Below are 19877 nucleotides of genomic sequence, written 5' to 3' on the forward strand. Positions count from 1 at the left end.
TCCTCGCGGCTGATATGAAATATGTGCCGTTTGATTGAAAATAATCAGTGGTTCTGGCCCACGGCCAGATTCTGATTGTTATCTTGGGCCTTCTTCAGTTGGGAGATCCACGCGGGATCGAAACCACTGAGGTCATTCTTCATAGGCAGGTAGCGCTCGGGAAACTCCCAAACCAGAACCTGCGGCGGATTGTTCTTGAACCCGTCACTCTGCAGATACTTGAGCATCGGCAGGATCGGGCCGTGGCCTTCCTCGGCATAGTTGACGACGTCGCTATTGAGCGCTTCTTTGAGCGCGCCAAGGAAATTCCAGTGCGCGTTCGCGCTGTAGCTGGTACCTACCAGCCCCACGGGGACAGTGGCATCGCCAAACAGCGCATCGCCGCTGTCACCTGCGCCTTCGACAGCATGCGTGGTCTTTTGTTGCAAACTGTCAGGCTGCGGAAGCAAATTCGTGAACAGAGGATCCAGCGGGAGGAAGGTCGTCAGGTCGCCCTTGTACGGCTTCGCCTGTTCCGCTTCGGTCACGTATTTGACAGGCGCGGTATTGATCAGGGATTGCGACGCGATAGCAGCACCAAGATTGCGCGCGACCACTTCCGCCCCCAGGGGGGTCCAGTGGGTATCGGTTCGCAGGAAGACCTGGCCGCTCTGCTTGGCCTGTTGCAACGGCCCCATCAGGTCCGGCGCGAAGATACCCGCCTGCTGGGCCTGCGCATGGAATTGCTCGTACAGATCACGATGCATGCTGGCCGGCTGCCTGTTGCCGAAGTGTTCGGGGTACAGGCGCGCCTTGGCCGGGATGATCGCCATTACCAACTTGATGCCCTTTTCTTCCAGGCGATCACGCACGCCACGGATGAGCGCGAGGTTTTCCTGCTCGATCTGGTCGCGGTTGGCGACAGGCTTGAACTCTTCATCGGTGAACAGCCACTGGTCCTTGCCCAGGATGACTCCTGGGCGGCCCTCGTTGAACACTTTGTAGTCCACCGCTGCCCAGAGGTTGGTACCCAGCCGTTTGATGGGAAACTCCTCGTCATAGTGAGTTTCCACGGCCTTGGCCAGCTTGCCGTTGAGGAAAGTCATTTGCGGCGTTCGATCGAAGCTGGTGAACGCTACCAGGGACCAGAGCCCCAACAGCACCAGGATGCCAAAGAAGATCGCGATGTAGAGAATGCGTAATGAACGGGTCATGGTCGGCACTCAGAACTGGAAGTAAAGGAAAGGCGAGAAGCTTTGCGCTGACAGCTTCAGGATCGAAGCCACGAACAGCAGCAGAATCAGCGTACGCATGAGGTAACGCGGCCAATCGGCTACCCAGTAGGCCGCTTGTACCTGATGGCCTGGGACGTGGGCCTGAACGATGGCAGGCTGGTCACCCGGCACGGCCTTGATCTGCCCTGGCTGCGCGGTCGCCGGGCCATTGGCCTCCACCGCTTTTTCGCTGGCTTCGGCTTTCTGGGCACGGGCGTTGATCGGCGCCTGGTAGAAGTCACGCAGGCCGAAGTAGGCCATGGTGATATAAGCCACGATCAGGGTCGCCACTTGCAGGCCGGTGAGGCTGGCGCGGTTGAGCTCGGACAGCTCCCACTGGCCGAAGCTGAACATGGCCTGGTACATGCGCATGGCCACATGCAGGTTCTCGGCACGGAAGATCACCCAGCCCAGCACTACCAGCAGGAAGGTGAAGGCCCACTTGATCGGGTTGAAGCGGCGCGGCGCGGCGTCGGTGCCCAGGGCTCGCTCAATGGCCAGCCACAGGCCGTGCCACATGCCCCAGATAATGTAGGTGAAGTTCGCCCCGTGCCACAGGCCGCCGAGCAGCATGGTCAGGAACAGGTTGCGGTAGGTGGCGAAGGTGCCGCCACGGTTGCCGCCCAGGGTGATATAGAGGTAGTCCCGCAGCCAGGTGGAAAGGCTGATGTGCCAACGACGCCAGAACTCGGTGATCGACTGGCTGATGTAGGGCTGCTTGAAGTTTTCCATGAAGCGGAAGCCCATCATCAGGCCCAGGCCGATGGCCATGTCGCTGTAACCGGAAAAGTCGAAGTACAGCTGGGCCGTATAGGCCAGCGCGCCCAGCCAGGCATCCCCGGTGGTGGGGTTGGACAGGGCAAAGGAATGATCGGCCACCACCGCGATGGTGTCGGCGATGAACACCTTCTTGATGAAACCCTGCATGAACCGGGTCGCGCCCTCTGAGAACTTGTCCAGGGTATGGGTGCGGTGGTTGAACTGGTCTACCAGGTCCTTGAAGCGCAGCACGGGACCGGCGATCAGGTGCGGGAAAATCGCCACGAAGGCCGCGAAGTCGATCAGGTTCTTGGTCGCGGGGGTATCGCCACGATACACATCGATGATGTAGCTGATGGACTCGAAGGTGTAGAACGAGATACCGATCGGCAGCAGGATGTGAGTGAGGATGAACGGCTCGAGGCCGAACGACATCATGATCGCGTTGAGGCTATCGACGCCGAAGTTGGCATACTTGAAATAGCCCAGCACGGCCAGGTCCACGGCCACACCCAGCAACAGCCAGCGCTGGGACGCCTTGGTGCGCACTCCGTTGGCACCGATGCGCAGGCCGATGAAGTAGTTCCACAGGGTCACGGCGGCAAAGAGCGCGAGGAAGTCGACGCGCCACCAGGCGTAGAATACATAACTGGCTACCAGCAGCAGCAAGTTGCGATAGCGCGTTCCGCTCAGATAGTACAGGCCGAAGAAAATCGGCATGAACAGGAACAGGAACACGTTGGATGAGAAAACCATCCTGATCTCTCCTTGTTTTTCCTACACTGGGAGCCGAAGACAGCCCCCCCATACCCCCCCAGCGAAAGGCTGGAGAGAAATGCACCGCGGGCCAGACGCCTGAACTGACCCGCGGTGCTCGTTTATTGTGAAGCCGGGCCTGTCAGGACCCCTTCTCGGCCTTGTCGCCCTTGTCACCCTTTTCGTGGTCCGGGTCGAAAGTACGAGTCAGATCGCCACCCAGACGGAAGGTCTTGAAGGGTTCCATCTGGCGCTTACGCTCGATGGTGTCCGGCGAGCAGTCATAAAGCGTGCAATAGGGTTCGAGCCAGGCGTACTTGCTGTCGACCTTCAGATCGGTCATGTCCTGCTCTTCACCGTTCTTTTCCTCGAACGCTTCAGGATCTTTCGAACCTGCCAGCACACGGTCACCCAAGCGCTTGAGGGCGCCATTGTTTTCCTGGCGAAGGTCCACGCCGTTGGCCTGGGCGAAGCTGGCGATCATGGCCAAGGGTGGCAAGGCATAGTTGTGGTAGGCCAGTGCCCGCTGGCGCCGCTTGAGCTCGTTGGGCAGGAAGCCCTGGTCATCGATCTGGCTGGCGCCTACCTTGAATTCCTTCACCGCCCAGTCGAACAGGTCACGGCGGTCGGTGACGATGGCCGTGGCCATCACCGACCAGGCGGCCCAGTACGAGTGGTTGTTGATCTTGTCGAGCGGCAGGTTGCTCCAGTCGCTCACTACCTGGTCAGCCAGGCGGCTGAACCAGGCTTCGATTTTCTGGGCCTGGGCCTCGTGGCCCTGCAAGGGATGGGATTCGGAGAATTTCAGCCGCAGGTACGAGGACGACATGCTGCCCAGGGCCCATTTGCGCATGGACTTGCCGGTATGGTTGAAGTCCTTGGACATCAGCGCATTGGCGTCAGCCCAGGTGCTGAGCCAGTTCAGGGTGCAATCCAGCTCGGCGGCCTTGCCGTCGCGCATGAACTGCATCACCTGCTTGCTGATGCCTCGCTCCAGTGTCGTGATGTCCTTGGTGGAATCACGGAAGGCTTTTTCCGAAACCTCGTTCAAGGTTGCACGAGCCTTGTCCGATCCTTCGTACTTACTGCGGAACTGCAGCGACCCAGTGTAAGGCGCTGGCGCGGCCGGACACTGGAAATCCCCGCCTTTCCCTGGCTTCTCGATCGCCTCGTAATATCCTTTGGGAGGCACCAGCCCCGCGGCATGCGCCACGGAGCCGAACATGGCAAGACCCAGCAGGGCCGGTGCCAGGAAACGGCGGGCGGCCCGGGGTGTAACACGAGAAGTCAACATAAGCATTCAGCCCTCAGAGTCCGGCTTGCGCGTTGCGCGTGGTCACACCGGGGAACACGTTGCGTTTGCAGATCTTCGCTTCGACCTTCTGTGGCCCGACCGTAGCGTCTTCCGGCCCGTGGACTTCCACGGCCAGCAGGTTCATCTTCGGCCAGTCCGCATCATCGCGCAGCTCGAAGGCAAAGCGCCCGTCGGTGTCTGCCGTGGTAGGTTTTTCGATCTTGATGTCTTCGTGACGTCCATTCATGTACCAAAGGGTCGCTTTCAGGTTCTTGACCGCAGGGTCGGCGAACTTGATATCGACCTGGTGGTTCCAGTTTTCCAGCTCCTTGATACCGTTCTGGCCGTTGACCAGCAGTTCGGTGGTCTGGTTGGGCTTGACCACGCCGCTACCGGTGAGCTCGGCGGTCTTGCCGTCACAACCATCGCCCATCAGCGCCATCATCTGGCGATAGATGGTTTCCTGGTCCAGCGGGTACAGCGGGGAGAACTCCCATACGAGGATCTTCGGCGGCTTCTTCTGGAACTCATCGCTGCCCAGGTATTGCAGCATCGAACCCTCGAAGCCACCGCCCGGGAAGGCTACGTTCAGCACGTCGGCATTGCTGTATTGCTGGAGGAAGCCGGCGAAGTTGTAGTTCTTGCCGCTATGGCTGGTACCGACCAGGGTGATGTCCGGGCTGGCGGAGTCGCCGAACAGATCGTTGTCACCGGCCGCACCCTTGGGTTCGGTGCTGAAGGTGTCCATGTACTGAATGGCGTAGCTGGTGCCGCAAAGCTGCCCGGCCATGTTCTGCAGGGTGCCGGTCTTGCCCATGCGCCCGGAGACCTTGGTTTCGAACTCCTTCTTGGCGATGCCGGAGTAGCCAGGCACCTTTTTGATGGTTTCGGCGACGATCCTGGCGGTACGCTCGGCACCGTACGGCGTCCAGTGCTGGTCGCCGCGGAAGTAGAAGTCGTGGGCCTGCTGCTCATTGGTCAAGGGCGACAGGTCAGGCACATGGTAGCCCATGGCCTGGAAACGGCCGAGCATGTCCTTGTAGTTCTTCAGCGCAGTGTTGTAGTCGAAGCGCTCGCGGTCGGCGGGCAGCATGCGCGCGCGATCCACCAGGCCACGGGTGGGCTGGTACACGATGACCACTTCCACGCCGCGCGCCTTGAAGGCGTCATGCAGCTGTTTCATCCGGCGGTAGCCTTCGGGCGAGGTCTTGAACTCGGTCCGCAGGTCTTCCACGGTACGGAACAGCCAATCGCCCTCCCCTTTTATCAGGGTAGTGAAGTTGCGCTGGTAACGGGTAACGTAGTTCTTCGCATCGGCCGCGGCCGGGCAGAGCTGGCAGCAGGGCTGCGCGGTGAACACAGGAGGCTGCACTTCGGCGGCCTGCGCGCTGCCCGACGCATAAAGGGCAGCGGCCAGGCCCGACAGGCTGAGCAGCTTGATGAAATGTGAATGCATGGGATGTTCCTTAATCCTGCGCCATGTCTGTCTGTTTTTCGACGGGGTCGATCAGCACTGCTTTCTGTTGGCGTACCAGCAGATCCAGGATCTCGGTCTGGTGTTCACCCAGGATCCCGGTGAAGCTGATGCCGCCCTGCTTGGCGGGTGCCAGCATTGCCACGCGATACAGTTCGATACTCAAGGGCGAGTCGATGGCCAGCGGGTTGGTCCCGTTGCCGGACAGCTCGCCACCGACCACGATCATCGACACTTCAGCGTCGAAGGGGTCCAGGCGCACGTCACGGTCGGTATCGCTCAGGTCCTTGATGTGGCCGTAGACGCCGGTCAGGCCGTTGGCCATCGCCACGTTCTCGTAGAGACGGATATTGGTGCTGTTGCGCACACGGATACCGTGCCGCTTGTTGGCTACCAGCTTGTTGCCCCACAGCAGGTTGTCGCCGCTCTCGTACAAGGTGATGCCGTCGGTGTGGTTCTGGTAGATCTCGTTGTAGGCCACCAGGTTGCCCACGCTGTTACGGTCCAGTACCACGCCCGAGAGGTGGTTGTCGTAGCTGCGGTTGTTGATGATGAAGCTGTCGTTCACCTCACGGGAAATGATGATCCCGTGCTTTTTCTTGGTCCCGTAGACGGTATTGTCCGCGATGATCAGGCCGTGGGAACGGTCGTGCGGGTCGATGCCGTAGACGATGTTGTCATGGTAGGTGCTGCTCTTGACCACGAAACCCTGGGTTTCATAGCAGTAGTAGCCGTACCACATGTCCGAGAAGGTGGAGCCGATGATCCAGCCGGTAGGCTCGGTACGATTCATCTGCGCCTTCATGCTCGGCGTGTACTGGGAAATACTCACACCGTAGGACTTACTTTCGTTGTAACCGAAGCTCTTCATTTCGGTGTTGACGATGTAAGTCTCGGTGCCACCCCAGCTCACCAGGAACGGGCGGAACTCGTTGGGTGTCTTGAACCATGCCTGGTCGTTCTTCGCCTCGCTCCAGCCAGTCACCTTGGTATCGAAGGTGAACAGCTTGCCGTCGTTGACGATGAACGAGCCGCCGTCCTGGGACAACCGCAGGTCTTTCACGCGGCCGTCGATTTCCAGGGTGGCGCCATGGGACACCACGATAGGCACGCGCGCCAGCCATACGCCAGGCGAGGTCTCGCGCAGGTACTGTTTGGGCACGGTCTTGCCAAGGTCAGCGAAGTTGACATAGCCGCCGTCGATGAAGATCGCCTGCGGGATGCCGCGCTGCTTCCCGACCCAGGCCATCATCTTGTTGTCGCCGCCGATGAAGGCCTTGAGCGGCAGTTCCTGCATCATGCGACGCATGGCCACCTTGCCCTTCTTGCTGCGGTCCACCTTGGCATGCGCGGCGGCAGCGGTGTAGCCGCTGAGGTCGGGCAGCTTGGGCGCCGCCAGGTTCAACGGCTCGGTGGGCGCGGAGGCGACGCTGTAGGTCTTGGCGACCTGCAGCTCCTTGGTGGTACCGGGCTTGGCCGCGGCGGCCTGGGTCGCCGGCGCGGTGTTGGCCAGGGCGGTGCCGCCGGCGACCAGCAGGGCTGCGGCCAGCAGCGCAACGGGCCAGGCGCGCTTGCGCACCTGCGGCCGCACCTTGCTATGTGGATGCTTCATCTCATTGCACTCCCTTGGCGGTACCGATCAGAAACGCCAGATCACGTCGACGATGGCCCGGTGCATATAGTTGTCCACGCTGCCGGCATAGGCGTCGCCCGGCTTGAACACACCGGCACGCAGGCGAACCAGCGCGGAAGGCTCATCGAAGGATTGACTCAGGCTGGCCGGCAGCAGGCCCTGCTTGAAGTACTTGGTTACAACCAGATCGACTTCCTGGCCCAGGTCCTTCTCGCCGTCGTTGAGCGGCAAGGTGGACAGCGAAATGTCACCGGAGGTAGCGTCGGTAGATTCGTAGGCGGCGTTGATGTTGCTGCCACCAATGGCCGAGTCACCGTCTACCCGCCAGAAACGGTGGTAGATCAGGCTGGCATCGTAGTCTTCCTGCATTTCCCAGGAAGCGAACACCGAGGCGGTCTGCACGTTGGCCAGTTCAGCCTGGAAGGCTTCGCCGAAACGGCTGATGCGCGAGCGGGTACCGGTCCAGCTGGAGCGGTTGCTCTGCAGGCCGTTCTGCTCGTATTCCTTGCTGGCCCGGGCGTAGGCGGCGCCTACTTGCCATTGCGGGTCCAGGCGCCAGCGCACACCCAGGTCGGTGGCCCAGCCGCTGACATGCTCGCCGTAGGTATCCCCGGCGGTAACGATGCCGTCGGTGTCGGTACGGTTGAAGGTATCCCGGTTGCCGGTCAGCCAGGTCAGGCTACCCCAGTAGTTGAGCTGGTTGGTGTTGCGATGGTTGTAGGCATCGCTGGTCGCTTCCAGGCCAACCCAGGTCAGGTTGCCGTTGCTGGTCTTGTCCAGGTCGTCGATTTCCTCGCCAGCATTGGCCAGTTCACCGTCGTCATGCACGTGGTGAGCACGCAGGCCTACCCACTGGCTTGGCGCCCACTGGTAGGAAACATCGCCCCAGACATGGGTGCGGTCCTTGTCGTTGGGCGACAGGCGCGAGTAGTCGGTACGGTAGTCGCTGAAGCGCTGGCCCACGCCCACGTCTGCCTTGAGCAGGGTGGTGTCCAGGTTCCAGGTCAGGGACTCGATATAGTTGTCGTGCCATTGACCGTCGTCCTGGCGCAGGCGCTGACGGCCGAACTTGACCTGCTCGCCAGGGTAAGGCGTGAGCAGACGGTTGTAGCCAACCCAGAACTCGCGCAGGGCCAGATAGCTGTCGTCGGCTTCGCGGTCCTTGCTGTAGTAGCGGCTGTTGCTCGATCCGGAGACGTTGTCGTCCGGCTGCAGCAGAGGGTCGGTCTGGATGGTGTCCGACGCGGCCACGGCCTGGCCCATGAAATAGGCGCTCCAGTTGCCCCACTGGCCATAAGCCCAGGGACGCAGGTCGATACCGATACCGGTGACGTCGCCGCCGGAGCGAGTGCCCAGGTCACGGTCGTCTTCGGACTGGCCGGTGATCTTCACTTCCAGGCCGAAGTTATCGGTGGCGGTCAGGGCCGCCAGGGTCGGGCACGACCAAAGTGTCGCAAAGCCCAGGCCAATGCCGGCCAGGGTCCATTTATTCAGGATCATAGATCTTCACCTTCACCGACGGCTATCTGTTGCGGGTCGTCCTTCTCTGGCGCGACATCGTCCTGCGGCACCATGGAGGTGATGCCAGGGGCCGGGGCCACGCCGCGCGAGGCGACTTCCTGCTGCAACAGGCGCTGAGCCTGAGGCTTGAGCTGCGGCGGTAGTTGTTCTTCGACGGTTTTAGCCAGGTCCAGGACTTCCTGACGCGGCTGCGGAGTAGCCAGCGCCTGGGTCTTGGCCAGTTGGCTGAACACGTATGCATTGGCAGGGTTCGGCACGGTGCCACGGCCGTTGAAATACAACTGCGCCAGGGCGAAGTCCGCGCTGTTCTGGCCGCGCCGGGCAGCGATGAGCAGGTTGTCGACGGCCTTCTGCGGCTCGACCATGCCCAGGTAGCCACGGCGGTAAATCTGGCCCAGGTAGTAGTAGGCGCTGACCTGGTCCGGGGTGGCCTTCTTCAGGTGCTCCTCGGCCTTGGCGGCATCCGGCAGCACCACCTTGCCTTCGTAGTAGATCTTGCCCAGCAGCAACTCGGCGCGGCTCGGGTCGGCGTCGTGGCCCTTCTCGATGTAGCCCAGCAACTGGTCGGTATCGCCCAGGTCTGGGTTGTCGTATTGCAACTGGGCCAGGCTGATCCAGGCGCCCGGGTAGGTGCCCGTGGCGCTTTCCAGCAGGGCCTGAGCCGTTTTCGGATCCGGAGTGCCCAGCTCGCGGTTGGCGATCACCCGGGCCACGGCGTCTACTCGCGCCGGGATGACCTTGCCAGCGGCGAAGGCGTCCTGCAGGCGCTTGACCAGTGCCGCCTGATCTTCAGTGCGGTTCTGCTTCTGGTAGACGGTGGCCAGCTCGACGTAGCAGACGTCGTTGGTGTCCAGCGCCGCCTTGCAGATGCGCTCAACCTCGGCCAGGTTCTGGTCGTAGGTGTTCTGCACGCGATAGAGAATGATCTGGGCCAGGCCGGCTTCAGGGTAGCCCGCCGCTTTCCACTCGTTGATCTTCTGCTGGGCATTTACCCCAGGGAAGCTCTGCGGATACTGGATGTACAGCAAGGCCAACGCCATCAGGGTACCGCCCTCGCCACTGGCGAAGGATTGCTTGAGCAGGCCCTCGGCTTCGTGGCGCTCGGCTTCGGTGCTGTTGGGCTTGGCTGCCAGCAACTTGCCCAGGCGCGCCGCGGCGCGGGGGGAAGTCGCAGCGGCTGCCCGGTAGGTCGCCTCTGCCTTGGCCAATTGCGCGGGATCACCGCTTTCTACCCAAATGTCGGCCAGGCCGACCTGGGCATCGGCGTAACCCAGGTCCGCCAATTGCTGGTAATTCTGTTGCGCCAGGGCCACGTTGCCACTTTTCATGGCTTCGTTGGCCAGGCGCTGGTCCGGCAGCCCGGCGCAGCCGGCAAGGCCCAGGGCAACGGCCAGGCCTAGGAGGGCCGGCCGGTGCAAGTGTCGTAAGGTGTCAGCCACGCTCATTCTCCTGGCGCTCACTTAGAAACCGTGGGCCATGGCTTTGTCGATCAGCCAGTCCAGGGAAGGACCGTGGGTGCTCGATACATCGACAGGGCGGCCAGCGAATTTCACGTCCAGAGGCTGATCAGGCTTGATGGTCACACGCATGTCGGTAGACAGGTCGTCTACCTTCAGGGCGGTAGCGTTGACGATCTGGCCGGAGCGCAGTTGGTCGTCGCCGGCTACGCGGAAGTCCACCTTGGTGCCTGGGCGAACGTCGTCGATCTGGCGGTAGGTGTAACGGGCTTCGACGTTCGCGGTGGCGTTACGTGGCACCAGGTTGAAGATCACATCGCCTTTGCTGGCGTACTGGCCATTGGGGACCAGCTGCTGAGCCACGATGCAATCGCAAGGCGAGGTCAGGGTACCGGTCATTTGCTTGCCGAACAGTTCGGTGACTTTCTGAGGAGTCAGGTCCTGCTCTTCCAGGTGACCCTTGAGCACGTCCAGCATGCTGGTGCTGAAGGTGGCCAGCGGCGAGCCTTTTGGCGCAACGCCGTTGGCGCCGACCAGGCTGGACACGGTGCCGTCGCGAGGCATGGTGATGTTCATGCCCGGAGCGGCAACGATGCCGGACTCAGCGTGGGTCACGAAGTACAGGTTGTACACGGACTTGAAGATATAGCCGAAGGCGACCAGGCCGATCAGGAAGATGCCCAGGCTGAAGGTCACTGCCCGCAGGCGGCCGAAGAACGACATGTCGTTGGAGGCGGCCTTGCGCTTGCGCGCCTTAGTGAAGTTGTCACGCTGCAGGGTACCGAGCACATCGCCCATGGTGACCAGCTCGCCGGACAGGTGCGAAGTGATCAGGTGACGCAAGGTGGAGATGTCGGCCTGGTCCAGGTTCTGGAACTGGGCGCCGACGCGACCGTTGCCTTCGATGGAGCGGGCCTGGAACTCGACGTCCATGCCCAGGCCCAGGTTGTCGACCACGAACATCAGGCGGCCGCGGTACAGCTCGCCTTCTACCAGGGGCTTCTTGGGCATGAAGGAGAAACCACCGGCCGACAGGTCTTCGACCTTGGCTTCCTGGGTTTCACGATTCGGGCCGATGAAACGGATCTTAGCTGGCATGCGAACCCGGGCATGCTGGCGCTGGGCTTCGGACTCATGGACCACATTGGGGTTTACGGCTGTATTCATGGCTAATTTTCCTACTTAATCCATTGAGGGCTGGTCAGACGATCGCGAACAGGAAAGCAACGAAGATGCTGCCCGCCGAGAAGGTCATGGTCCGAGACGACCAGGTGTTGAACCATTGTTGAAAACTGGCGAGATCGCGTTTGTTGGTGGTGGGCTGCCGGGTCCAGGACTGTCGGTCGAGGCGGAAGAACACGTAGATCTTCATCAGCGCGCCGACGATCTGGTTGTAATAGAGAATGATCGGGTAGGCCGGCCCCACCGAGTGCCCACTGAGGGACAACAGGATGGTCAGGATCAGACGGGTAATGCCGATCCACAGCAGGTAACCGAGCAGGAAGGCCACGCTGTACTTGAAGGTCGCGATCAGTGCGGCGGTCAGGCCGAGCAAGGACGTCCACATGGACACGCGCTGGTCGAACAGCACCACCATGGTGAACAGGCCCAGCCGACGAATCCCCAGGCCCAGGGCACGGGAGTTCTGGCGCAGGTTGTTGCCGTACCAGCGGTACATCAGCTTGCGGCTGGCCTTGACGAAGCTCTTCTCCGGCGGATGCTCCACGGTATTGATGGTCGCATCGGGCACGTAGAAGGTGTCATAACCCAGGCGCATCAGGCTGAACCAGCTCGACTTGTCGTCACCGGTCAGGAAGCGGAAGGTTCCCAGGCGCCAGTGCTTGAGCGAGTCGGCTTCCACGTCGGCGATGAACATCGGGTCGGTGACCACGGAGGCGCGGAAGACGGACATCCGGCCAGTCATGGTCAGCACGCGCTTGGACAAGGCCATGGAGCACATGTTGATATGGCGCTGGGCGAAGCGCAGCTTGTGCCATTCGCTCATGATGTAGCTGCCGCGCACTTCGCAGAACTCGTTGGTGGTCAGGCCACCGACGTTCGGCCAGAGGGCGAACCAAGGCACGGTCTTGCGCACCACGCCCTCGTTGAGCACGGTGTCGCCGTCGATCACGGCGACTACCGCGTTCTCGTCCGGCATGTGGCGGGAAATCGCGCGGAAGCCATAGGCCAGGCCGTCGCGCTTGCCGGTACCGGCGATGCGCACGAAGTCCAGGCTCACCCGCTCCGGCGGGTTCATCTTGGCCCAAAGGGACTTCATCAGCATTTCGTCCGACATTTCCACCAGCGATGCGACTATGGTGGTGGGGTAACCACTGTCGATCGCTTCGCGGATCACCGACTGGTATACGGCGGCCGTGGTGCTGGCGTCGATACGGAAGCTGGTGACCATCAGGAAGACGTGGGACGGGTCCGCGTCGGCGCCCAGCTTTTGCACCTTGCGTCGCAGGTACGGGTAGACCACGTAAAGGAACAGCATGCCGCGCACGAAGTGCATGGCACCCATCGAGTAGCGCCAGATACCCACGGCGCCAATCAGGAAAATGAAATCCTTGGAATCAGGATTGAATAGCGATGGGGGCAGCGCGAGCGCCAGGCCCATCAGCAGACACAAGTAAAACAGCCATCCAGCAGCCTGGAGCAGGCCGTGCTTTAGCCCTGACATATCCGCATCCGTCTCTTCATCGACCGCCCGGATCGGCGTTCGAAAGTGTTAAGGCAGGCGTAAAGAACCGCGGGGGCCAAAGGCCCGCCGCGGTCATAGCTGTTACCAGCAGATACCTTCTGCGCTGACATCCGCCTTGGTGGCCTGCTTCATGAAGCCGACCAGGTCGAATACCTGCTTGCCCTCGGGTACGTTGTGAGCCAGGTCCGCGAAGTCCTTGCTGCCGTTACCCAGGATCAACACTTCTGCGCCGTTCACGACTTCGTTGAAGTCCGACTTGAGCAGCGAGGAAACGTGAGGAATCTTCGATTCGATGTATTCCTTGTTCGCGCCCAGGATACGAGCGTGCTCTACGTTCTTATCGTAGATGCTCAGCTCGAAGCCTTTGCCGATCAGGCGCTCGGCCAGCTCGACCAGGGGGCTTTCACGCAGGTCGTCGGTGCCAGCCTTGAAGCTCAGGCCCAGCAGGGCGATCTTGCGCTTGCCGTAGCGGCTGATCACGTCGAAGGCGTTCTGGACTTGCTGCTCGTTGCTCACCATCAGCGAGTTGAGCAGCGGCGCCTTGACGTCCAGCGCGCTGGCGCGGTAGGTCAGGGCACGCACGTCCTTGGGCAGGCAGGAACCACCGAAAGCGAAGCCTGGGCGCATGTAGTAGGCAGACAGGTTCAGGGCCTTGTCCTTGCAGACCACTTCCATCACTTCGCGACCATCGACGCCGACAGCCTTGGCGATGTTGCCGATCTCGTTGGCGAAGGTCACCTTGGTGGCGTGCCATACGTTGCAGGTGTACTTGATCATCTCGGCCACTTCGACCGGCTTGCGAATGATCTCGGCGTCCAGCTCGCTGTACAGGGACTCCAGCAGGTCACCGGACTCCTTGTCCAGTTCACCGATAACGGTCATCGGCGGGTGGTCGTAGTCAGCGATCGCGGTGCTTTCACGCAGGAATTCCGGGTTGACCGCCACGCCGAAGTCGACGCCGGCCTTCTTGCCGGAGTACTGCTCCAGGGTCGGGATGACCACGTTCTTCACGGTGCCTGGCAGCACGGTGCTGCGAACCACCACGGTGTGGCGCTCGGATTTTTCTTTCAGGACTTCACCGATGCTCTTGCACACGGCTTCGATGTAGTTCAGCTCGAGGTCGCCGTTCTTCTTGCTCGGCGTAGGGACGCACAGCATGGAGATCTGGGTGTCACGTACGGCTGCCTTGAAATCGACGGTACCGCTCAGCCGGCCATTCTTGCGCGCATCGCTCAGCAGCTCTTCCAAGCCGGGCTCGACGATAGGGGATTTGCCCTGGTTGATAAGGTCGATCTTGACCTGCGAAACGTCGACTCCGATGACATCATGACCACGGTTGGTCAAGCAACCCGCACATACCGCGCCAACATAGCCCAAACCAAAGATGCTGATACGCATCGCATTCACCTCATGTGTTTATCACGTCGACCCAACTCAGGAGCCGACTAGGGGTTAATTAACCAGCAATATTCGGGCACTCGGATGCGTGACAACTAACGTGTCATTCCGACTGTCACACACCTCATGCAGGCATAATTAGTCCGAGTGCCCCAGAATGTGCACTCAACAAGGGCACCCTTGAACCGTGACTAAATGGTTCGCCCTGGAATGTAGCCAGCCTTTATTACAAAACGGCTCACTTTCTTTCGCTACTTGCCTTCGCACTGTTGTTATGACTTGCGAATCAAGCATTAAGCCGCGTGCATGAATTTGCCTCGCAAATTCGAAACTGGCCTTGCGTTGAGGGTAGTAATGGTGCGCGCTCTCCTGAGATCAACCTTCGGGCTGTTCAGACAGTTCCCATCAAGTCATACGCCTGGATCGCTACCTCCAGCCGCTCCAACTTCTCCTTTGTACGTCATCTCTCACACGTTCAGAGTCTCGGTACGCGTCGTATGAGCTACAGATACCCCGGGAAGTTCCGGAGCACTAGAACCGCTCATACGATTTTTGAGTAGATTTTTCCCACAAAAGGCGCTGACAACAGCCACAGTACTATAAAAAATCCCTTATTAATCAACGACTTGAATGCGCAAAACCCCAAAAAGCCACCAGGTAAATTTTTTTTGGCTTTTTTGGGGTTTTTTTGAGATCCAAGACAGCTGCAATGGAGAGCCGTAACACTTTCGACTGACTATTGACGCCGTAACTTCGTCAAATTGCAGCTTGCACGGTAAAAGAGAGTCAAAAATGGACGCCTGAGCCTTGTGATCGAGATCACAGTTCAGTGATCTCGCAGAAATACCAGCCGGTTGGCAGCCGATCGCTCGGCTGAGTAGCGGTATCCAGCCTCGCTGAACGCCTGCAGGGCCTCGGGGCGTTCGATACGCTCGCGTATGACATAACGAGCCATCATTCCCCTGGCCTTCTTGGCATGAAAGCTGATGATCTTGTACTCGCCATTCTTCAGGTCACGGAATTCGCAATCGATGATCCTGGCTTTCAAGACCTTCTTGTCCACAGCGCCGAAATATTCCTGAGACGCCAGATTGATGAGTACGTCGTCCTCCTGCTCGGCCAGGGCTGCGTTCAACCATTCACTGATACGGCTACCCCAGAAGGCATAGAGGTCTTTGCCCCTGGCATTGGCGAAGGCAGTGCCCATTTCCAGTCGATAGGGCTGCATCAGATCCAGAGGACGGAGCAACCCATACAAGCCAGACAGCATGCGCAGGTGCTGTTGAGCATAGTCAAAGTCGGCTTCGCTGAAATCTTCCGCCGCCAGCCCGGTGTAGACATCGCCCTTGAACGCCAGGATGGCTGGCCGGGCATTTTCCGGGCTGAAGGTAGCCGACCAACTGCCGAAGCGAGCCGCATTGAGCGCGGCGAGCTTGTCGGATATGCCCATCAGTTGGCCAAGCTGTGCCGGAGAGAGTTCGCACAAGCCGGCGGTCAGTTCTTTCGAATGCTCGATGAATGCCGGTTGGGTAAAGCGCGTGGTGGCCAACGGGCTTTCGTAGTCCAGGGTCTTGGCCGGTGAGATCACCAACAGCATCGGACGCTCCTTGAATAAAAGGAAAGGAGCTTGGCCGGTTCCATCCCCAGCAGCAACTGGCTTTTGCCTATATAGCTGATCGAGAAGAGCTCGGGCTGGCTGTACCATAAGGCCCGGGAAGGCCAACGAACGACGTCAGGGATGAGGTGGAAGCTAGCGGCAGCTGGCCAAAGGCGGTAGGTAGGCTGAACATTCGCCAGCTCCGCTGGCGGGAATGGTTTGCCTTCGCGCCGCCAAGACGGTATCTATCATGCCGCATACCGCCAAGGAGGACGCTTCGTTGCGCTTGCCCTTACTGCTGCTCGCCACTGCCCTGTTCACCGGTACCGTGCCTGCCCAGGCCGCGCCCTTGGAGATCGCCACTCTCGACCGTAGCCAGTGGCCTGAAGCCCTCAGCACGCCAACGCTGTTCGATGTGGCGTCCCGCGCCCAGATCCTGAGCTTTGCTCGGGAACTGTTGGCCAGCGAAGCCCTGGATGAAGCTGCCTTGGCCGACCGACTTGGCTTGCGCCAGATCAACCTGGTCGCGATCGATAACGTACGAGCGCGACTCTGGGAGCGTCTGTGGGAAAACTTCGATCATGCCCAACAGAGCTGCGCCGAGGATGCGTCCTTCTGCTACGCCGTGGACAACCTGGACGACCTCAAGGCCCAGGCCGGGCAATTCAAGGTGGAAGACGACTCCTTCTATGCACCTTGGGCAGAACCAGGCCGAGCCTTCAGCCGAGCCTACCTGGACGAACGATTGCACATGGCCGCGCTTCTGCCTGACATCAGCAGCGAGGTGGCGACTTTCTCGAAGGCCGAGCACAATGGCGATGAACTGGCCGATCGGGTATTCCTGCTGAGCTTCGACGGCGGTCCAAGTCCGAGTGGCGGCAACACCGAATGGACTACCGACTTCCTGCGCCAGCAGAAGATGAACGCAACCTTCTTCGTGATCGGCAACGCCTTGAAGTTGCGCCAGAACAGCGCGAGCCTGGCACCGGAAGACCTCTACCGAGATCAGTGCGTAGGCGTGCAGGGCTGGCAGTACCGTTCCCACAGCCAGTGGGTGGACTGGCAGAAATCGGTGCTCGATAGCGTCGCCCTGGCCCAGAGCCAGTTGCCGGAGGCCTATGTGCCGCAGTTCCGGCCGCCTTATGGACAGCGCCGGCCTGACAGTGGAGAGTTCTTCGAAAGCCAGCAGTTGGACGTCATCCTCTGGGACATCGATGCCCAGGACACCAATACGCAGCTTACCGCCCAGGACACCAGCGACCGGGTGCTGACCCTGATGCTGTTGTGGCGCAAGGGGATCATCCAGTTCCACGATGCTCAACCCAAGGTGCGCAGCGTGCTCCCCGCCTTGCTGGAAGCCACGCGCCAGAGCGGAATCGCCTGGGAAGACTGCAAGGATTTCCCGTGAACCCTCGCGGCTCACGCCACCCTCACGGACCAAACAGACTTTCGACTGTAGCCCGCGGCCCGGCCCTCGCCAAGCGCTATTCGTCTTACCAGAAAATAAACCTTCGCAGGCACGCAAAAGGCTTTGTTCGGTCACCGGTTTTGGGTTACTAAGAAACAGACCGCCGAGCCCTGCCGACACAGGTGGCGTCCCTACCCGACCCCGCCTGTCGTTGTCAGCCCTCCCCTTGGAGTGACGGCGGCCGTTCAAGGCGCAGCACCGCCCAGGTATTGCGTCCACTGGCTCCCACGAAAGGTGACCGAGTATGGATGAACAAGGACGCAGTTTCTCCGCCCACCAGCCCATCCTCTATGTGCTGGACACCAACGTCCTGATCCACGACCCCAACGCGCTGCTCAACTTCCAGGAACACCACGTCGCCATCCCCATGACCGTCCTCGAGGAGCTGGACAAGCTAAAGGACGGCAAGCATTCCGTTGCCGCCGAATGTCGCCAGGCCATACGGCTGATCGACAAGGTGCTGGGCGAGGCTTCGCCCCAGGACGTGGAGCAAGGCGTGCCGATCCAGCGCGGCAAGGGCGAGCCCAAGGGCTATCTTTCCATCCTCATGAACAAGCGCGGCGCCCTGGAAAGCCCGCTGCCCGACCACCTGAACGACAACGTCATCATCAACCAACTGATCGACCTGCATGCCCGGCGCCCGGGGCTCGATGTCATCCTGGTGACCAAGGACATCAACATGCGCCTGAAGGCGCGGGCCTGCGGAATCGCCGCGGAGGACTACAGTACCGACCAACTGGTGGACGACGTTTCCCTGTTGTCCCGGGGCTACCATACCGTGCCTGGCTCCTTCTGGGAGCGGGTCCTCAAGGTCGATACCCGTCAGGATCACGGACGTACCTGGCACCGGGTGCAACTGAGCGAGGTGCTGCCTTCGGCCCATATCAACGAGTTCATCATCGACGAACAGGGCTTCGTGGGCTGGATCAAGGCGGTACGCAACGACGAGCTGATGATCCTGGACATGCATCAGGAACCGCTGATGCATCAGGAAGCCTGGGGGCTCAAGCCCAGGGACATTCACCAGGCGCTGGCCCTGTTCGCCCTGCTGGACCCGGACATTCACCTGGTCAACCTCTCGGGCGCGGCCGGTTCGGGCAAGACCATCCTGGCACTGGCGGCGGCCATCGAGCAGACCATGGTCAGCAAGCGCTATAGGCGCATCATCGCAACTCGCAGCGTGCAGGGCCTGGACCAGGAAATCGGCTTCCTGCCGGGCACCGAAGCCGAGAAAATGGAACCCTGGCTGGGGGCGATCACCGATAACCTCGAAGCCCTGCACATGGATGACGAAAACACCCATGGCAGCGTCGATTACATCCTGAGCAAGGTGCCCTTGCAGTTCAAATCCCTGAACTACATCCGCGGGCGCAGCTTCCAGCAAAGCCTGATACTCATCGATGAGTGTCAGAACCTGACTCCCCATCAGATGAAAACCATCATCACCCGCGCCGGGGCGGGCTCCAAGGTGGTATGCCTAGGTAACCTGGCGCAGATCGACACGCCGTATCTGTCGGCCACCAGTTCGGGCCTGACCTACCTGACCGAACGCTTCAAGGATTTCCCCCACGGCGTTCATATCACCCTTCAGGGCGTGCCCCGGTCGATCCTGGCCGAGTACGCCGAATCCCACCTTTAACCGCGACCTAGCGGTAGCAGTCCGCCTTGGCGGCGACCGGGTCCTGCGCGACCCGGTCGAATCTTCATCACTGCGCCCTGATCACCACCGTGCAAGTCGTGCCGGCGGCGAGCAACATTCCCTCGGGCACCTCGTCCAGATGAATGCGTACCGGCACACGCTGCGCCAGGCGTACCCAGTTGAAGGTCGGGTTCACGTCGGCAAGCAGTTCGCGGCTTTCCGGATTGTCCCGATCGTAGATGCCCCTGGCGATGCTCTCCACATGTCCGCCAAGCATCTCGCCGCTCATCATCTGCATCTGCGCCGTGTCGCCTACATGCACGTGGGGCAGCTTGGTCTCTTCGAAAAAGCCGTACACCCAGAAAGAATGCTCATCGACTACCGCCATGCGGGCCTCCCCAGCCTTGGCATAATCGCCGGCGTGCACATTCAGGTTGGTGACGAAGCCGTCCACCTGCGCCACCACCCGGGTGCGGGCCAGGTTGAGTTCCGCCGCGGCCAACGCGGCCTGAGCCTGCTGATAGGCGGCCTGGGCAGCGTCCGCCAGGCTACCGGCGTCTTCCTGGCTTTCCCGGGAAATCACCATGGCATCCAGGTCCGCTCGCCGCCTGGCGTTGAGCTTGCGCATTTCCCAGGTAGCCTTGCGCGCGGCAACCAAGGCCCTGGCCTGGTCTACCGCCAACTGGTAATGGGCCGGGTCGATCTGGATCAGCAGGTCGCCCTTGCGCACATGCTGGTTATCCTTCACCGGTACCGACACCACATAGCCAGCCACGTCCGCGGCCACATTGATGATATCCGCGCGTACCCGGCCATCACGGGTCCAGGGGGTTTCCATGTAATGCACCCACAGCAACCGGCCGAGGAACACGGCCAAGCCAAAGACAACGAGGGTGCCGAGCAGGCTGAACAGCTTTTTCATGA

Annotated in this window: 14 protein-coding genes; 2 read left to right on the forward strand and 12 right to left on the reverse strand. The window is 60.7% G+C overall.

All coding sequences use genetic code 11. From position 1 onward, the window contains the following. Positions 1-44: 44 nt before the first annotated feature. The 11 genes from BN1188_RS10085 to yaaA form a co-directional block, all read right to left on the reverse strand. The gene (locus BN1188_RS10085; RefSeq protein ID WP_040261260.1) at positions 45-1193 is read right to left on the reverse strand and encodes an alginate O-acetyltransferase; all 1149 of its coding nucleotides are present in this window, start codon (positions 1191-1193) and stop codon (positions 45-47) included. Positions 1194-1202: 9 nt separating this feature from the next. Next, complete coding sequence (locus BN1188_RS10090; protein ID WP_040261261.1) at positions 1203-2768, reverse strand: MBOAT family O-acyltransferase; 1566 nt, start codon at positions 2766-2768, stop codon at positions 1203-1205. A 142-nt stretch (positions 2769-2910) separates the two neighbouring features. After that, positions 2911-4062: a mannuronate-specific alginate lyase gene (locus BN1188_RS10095; protein ID WP_040261465.1), complete on the reverse strand. Its 1152-nt coding sequence runs from the start codon at positions 4060-4062 to the stop codon at positions 2911-2913. A 13-nt stretch (positions 4063-4075) separates the two neighbouring features. Next, a complete protein-coding gene (locus BN1188_RS10100) occupies positions 4076-5518 on the reverse strand; it encodes an alginate O-acetyltransferase (RefSeq protein WP_040261262.1) in 1443 nt (480 codons plus the stop codon). 10 nt (positions 5519-5528) lie between these two features. After that, positions 5529-7148, reverse strand: coding sequence for a mannuronan 5-epimerase AlgG (gene algG / locus BN1188_RS10105; RefSeq protein ID WP_052469228.1), 1620 nt, complete (start codon positions 7146-7148; stop codon positions 5529-5531). Positions 7149-7175: 27 nt separating this feature from the next. Then, positions 7176-8669 (reverse strand): alginate export family protein, encoded by a 1494-nt coding sequence (locus BN1188_RS10110; protein WP_040261263.1) that lies wholly within the window; start codon positions 8667-8669, stop codon positions 7176-7178. Beyond that, on the reverse strand, positions 8666-10135 hold the full coding sequence (locus tag BN1188_RS10115; protein ID WP_052469229.1) for an SEL1-like repeat protein: 1470 nt from the start codon (positions 10133-10135) through the stop codon (positions 8666-8668). The genes BN1188_RS10110 and BN1188_RS10115 overlap by 4 nt, the downstream gene beginning before the upstream one ends. 15 nt (positions 10136-10150) lie before the next feature. Beyond that, positions 10151-11314 carry an alginate biosynthesis protein Alg44 gene (locus tag BN1188_RS10120; protein WP_040261265.1) on the reverse strand — a complete coding sequence of 388 codons (1164 nt, stop codon included), beginning with the start codon at positions 11312-11314 and terminating at the stop codon, positions 10151-10153. A gap of 34 nt (positions 11315-11348) precedes the next feature. Beyond that, a complete protein-coding gene (alg8, locus tag BN1188_RS10125) occupies positions 11349-12830 on the reverse strand; it encodes a mannuronan synthase (protein ID WP_040261266.1) in 1482 nt (493 codons plus the stop codon). 102 nt (positions 12831-12932) lie between these two features. Beyond that, positions 12933-14249 carry a nucleotide sugar dehydrogenase gene (locus BN1188_RS10130; RefSeq protein ID WP_040261267.1) on the reverse strand — a complete coding sequence of 439 codons (1317 nt, stop codon included), beginning with the start codon at positions 14247-14249 and terminating at the stop codon, positions 12933-12935. Between the two features lie 826 nt (positions 14250-15075). Further along, complete coding sequence (gene yaaA / locus BN1188_RS10135; RefSeq protein WP_040261268.1) at positions 15076-15846, reverse strand: peroxide stress protein YaaA; 771 nt, start codon at positions 15844-15846, stop codon at positions 15076-15078. Between the two features lie 280 nt (positions 15847-16126). On the opposite strand from yaaA, the gene BN1188_RS10140 reads away from it, so the two are divergent. After that, complete coding sequence (locus tag BN1188_RS10140; RefSeq protein WP_040261468.1) at positions 16127-17254, forward strand: polysaccharide deacetylase family protein; 1128 nt, start codon at positions 16127-16129, stop codon at positions 17252-17254. 304 nt (positions 17255-17558) lie between these two features. Continuing rightward, positions 17559-18953: a PhoH family protein gene (locus BN1188_RS10145; protein WP_040261269.1), complete on the forward strand. Its 1395-nt coding sequence runs from the start codon at positions 17559-17561 to the stop codon at positions 18951-18953. A 67-nt stretch (positions 18954-19020) separates the two neighbouring features. Here the strand turns inward: BN1188_RS10145 and BN1188_RS10150 are convergent, their stop codons facing one another. Next, positions 19021-19875: an efflux RND transporter periplasmic adaptor subunit gene (locus BN1188_RS10150; protein ID WP_040261270.1), complete on the reverse strand. Its 855-nt coding sequence runs from the start codon at positions 19873-19875 to the stop codon at positions 19021-19023. Positions 19876-19877: the final 2 nt, after the last annotated feature.

The organism is Pseudomonas massiliensis, assembly GCF_000826105.1.
Lineage (GTDB): Bacteria > Pseudomonadota > Gammaproteobacteria > Pseudomonadales > Pseudomonadaceae > Aquipseudomonas > Aquipseudomonas massiliensis.

What these genes read in the sequence shown, in the direction of transcription:
- BN1188_RS10110 (WP_040261263.1), bottom strand. Translation starts at nt 8,669, where the DNA reads ATGATCCTGAATAAATGGACCCTGGCCGGCATTGGCCTGGGCTTTGCG.
- BN1188_RS10150 (WP_040261270.1), bottom strand. Translation starts at nt 19,875, where the DNA reads ATGAAAAAGCTGTTCAGCCTGCTCGGCACCCTCGTTGTCTTTGGCTTG.
- BN1188_RS10120 (WP_040261265.1), bottom strand. Translation starts at nt 11,314, where the DNA reads ATGAATACAGCCGTAAACCCCAATGTGGTCCATGAGTCCGAAGCCCAG.
- BN1188_RS10090 (WP_040261261.1), bottom strand. Translation starts at nt 2,768, where the DNA reads ATGGTTTTCTCATCCAACGTGTTCCTGTTCCTGTTCATGCCGATTTTC.
- BN1188_RS10115 (WP_052469229.1), bottom strand. Translation starts at nt 10,135, where the DNA reads ATGAGCGTGGCTGACACCTTACGACACTTGCACCGGCCGGCCCTCCTA.
- yaaA (WP_040261268.1), bottom strand. Translation starts at nt 15,846, where the DNA reads ATGCTGTTGGTGATCTCACCGGCCAAGACCCTGGACTACGAAAGCCCG.
- alg8 (WP_040261266.1), bottom strand. Translation starts at nt 12,830, where the DNA reads ATGTCAGGGCTAAAGCACGGCCTGCTCCAGGCTGCTGGATGGCTGTTT.
- BN1188_RS10100 (WP_040261262.1), bottom strand. Translation starts at nt 5,518, where the DNA reads ATGCATTCACATTTCATCAAGCTGCTCAGCCTGTCGGGCCTGGCCGCT.
- BN1188_RS10095 (WP_040261465.1), bottom strand. Translation starts at nt 4,062, where the DNA reads ATGTTGACTTCTCGTGTTACACCCCGGGCCGCCCGCCGTTTCCTGGCA.
- algG (WP_052469228.1), bottom strand. Translation starts at nt 7,148, where the DNA reads ATGAAGCATCCACATAGCAAGGTGCGGCCGCAGGTGCGCAAGCGCGCC.
- BN1188_RS10130 (WP_040261267.1), bottom strand. Translation starts at nt 14,249, where the DNA reads ATGCGTATCAGCATCTTTGGTTTGGGCTATGTTGGCGCGGTATGTGCG.
- BN1188_RS10145 (WP_040261269.1), top strand. Translation starts at nt 17,559, where the DNA reads ATGGATGAACAAGGACGCAGTTTCTCCGCCCACCAGCCCATCCTCTAT.
- BN1188_RS10085 (WP_040261260.1), bottom strand. Translation starts at nt 1,193, where the DNA reads ATGACCCGTTCATTACGCATTCTCTACATCGCGATCTTCTTTGGCATC.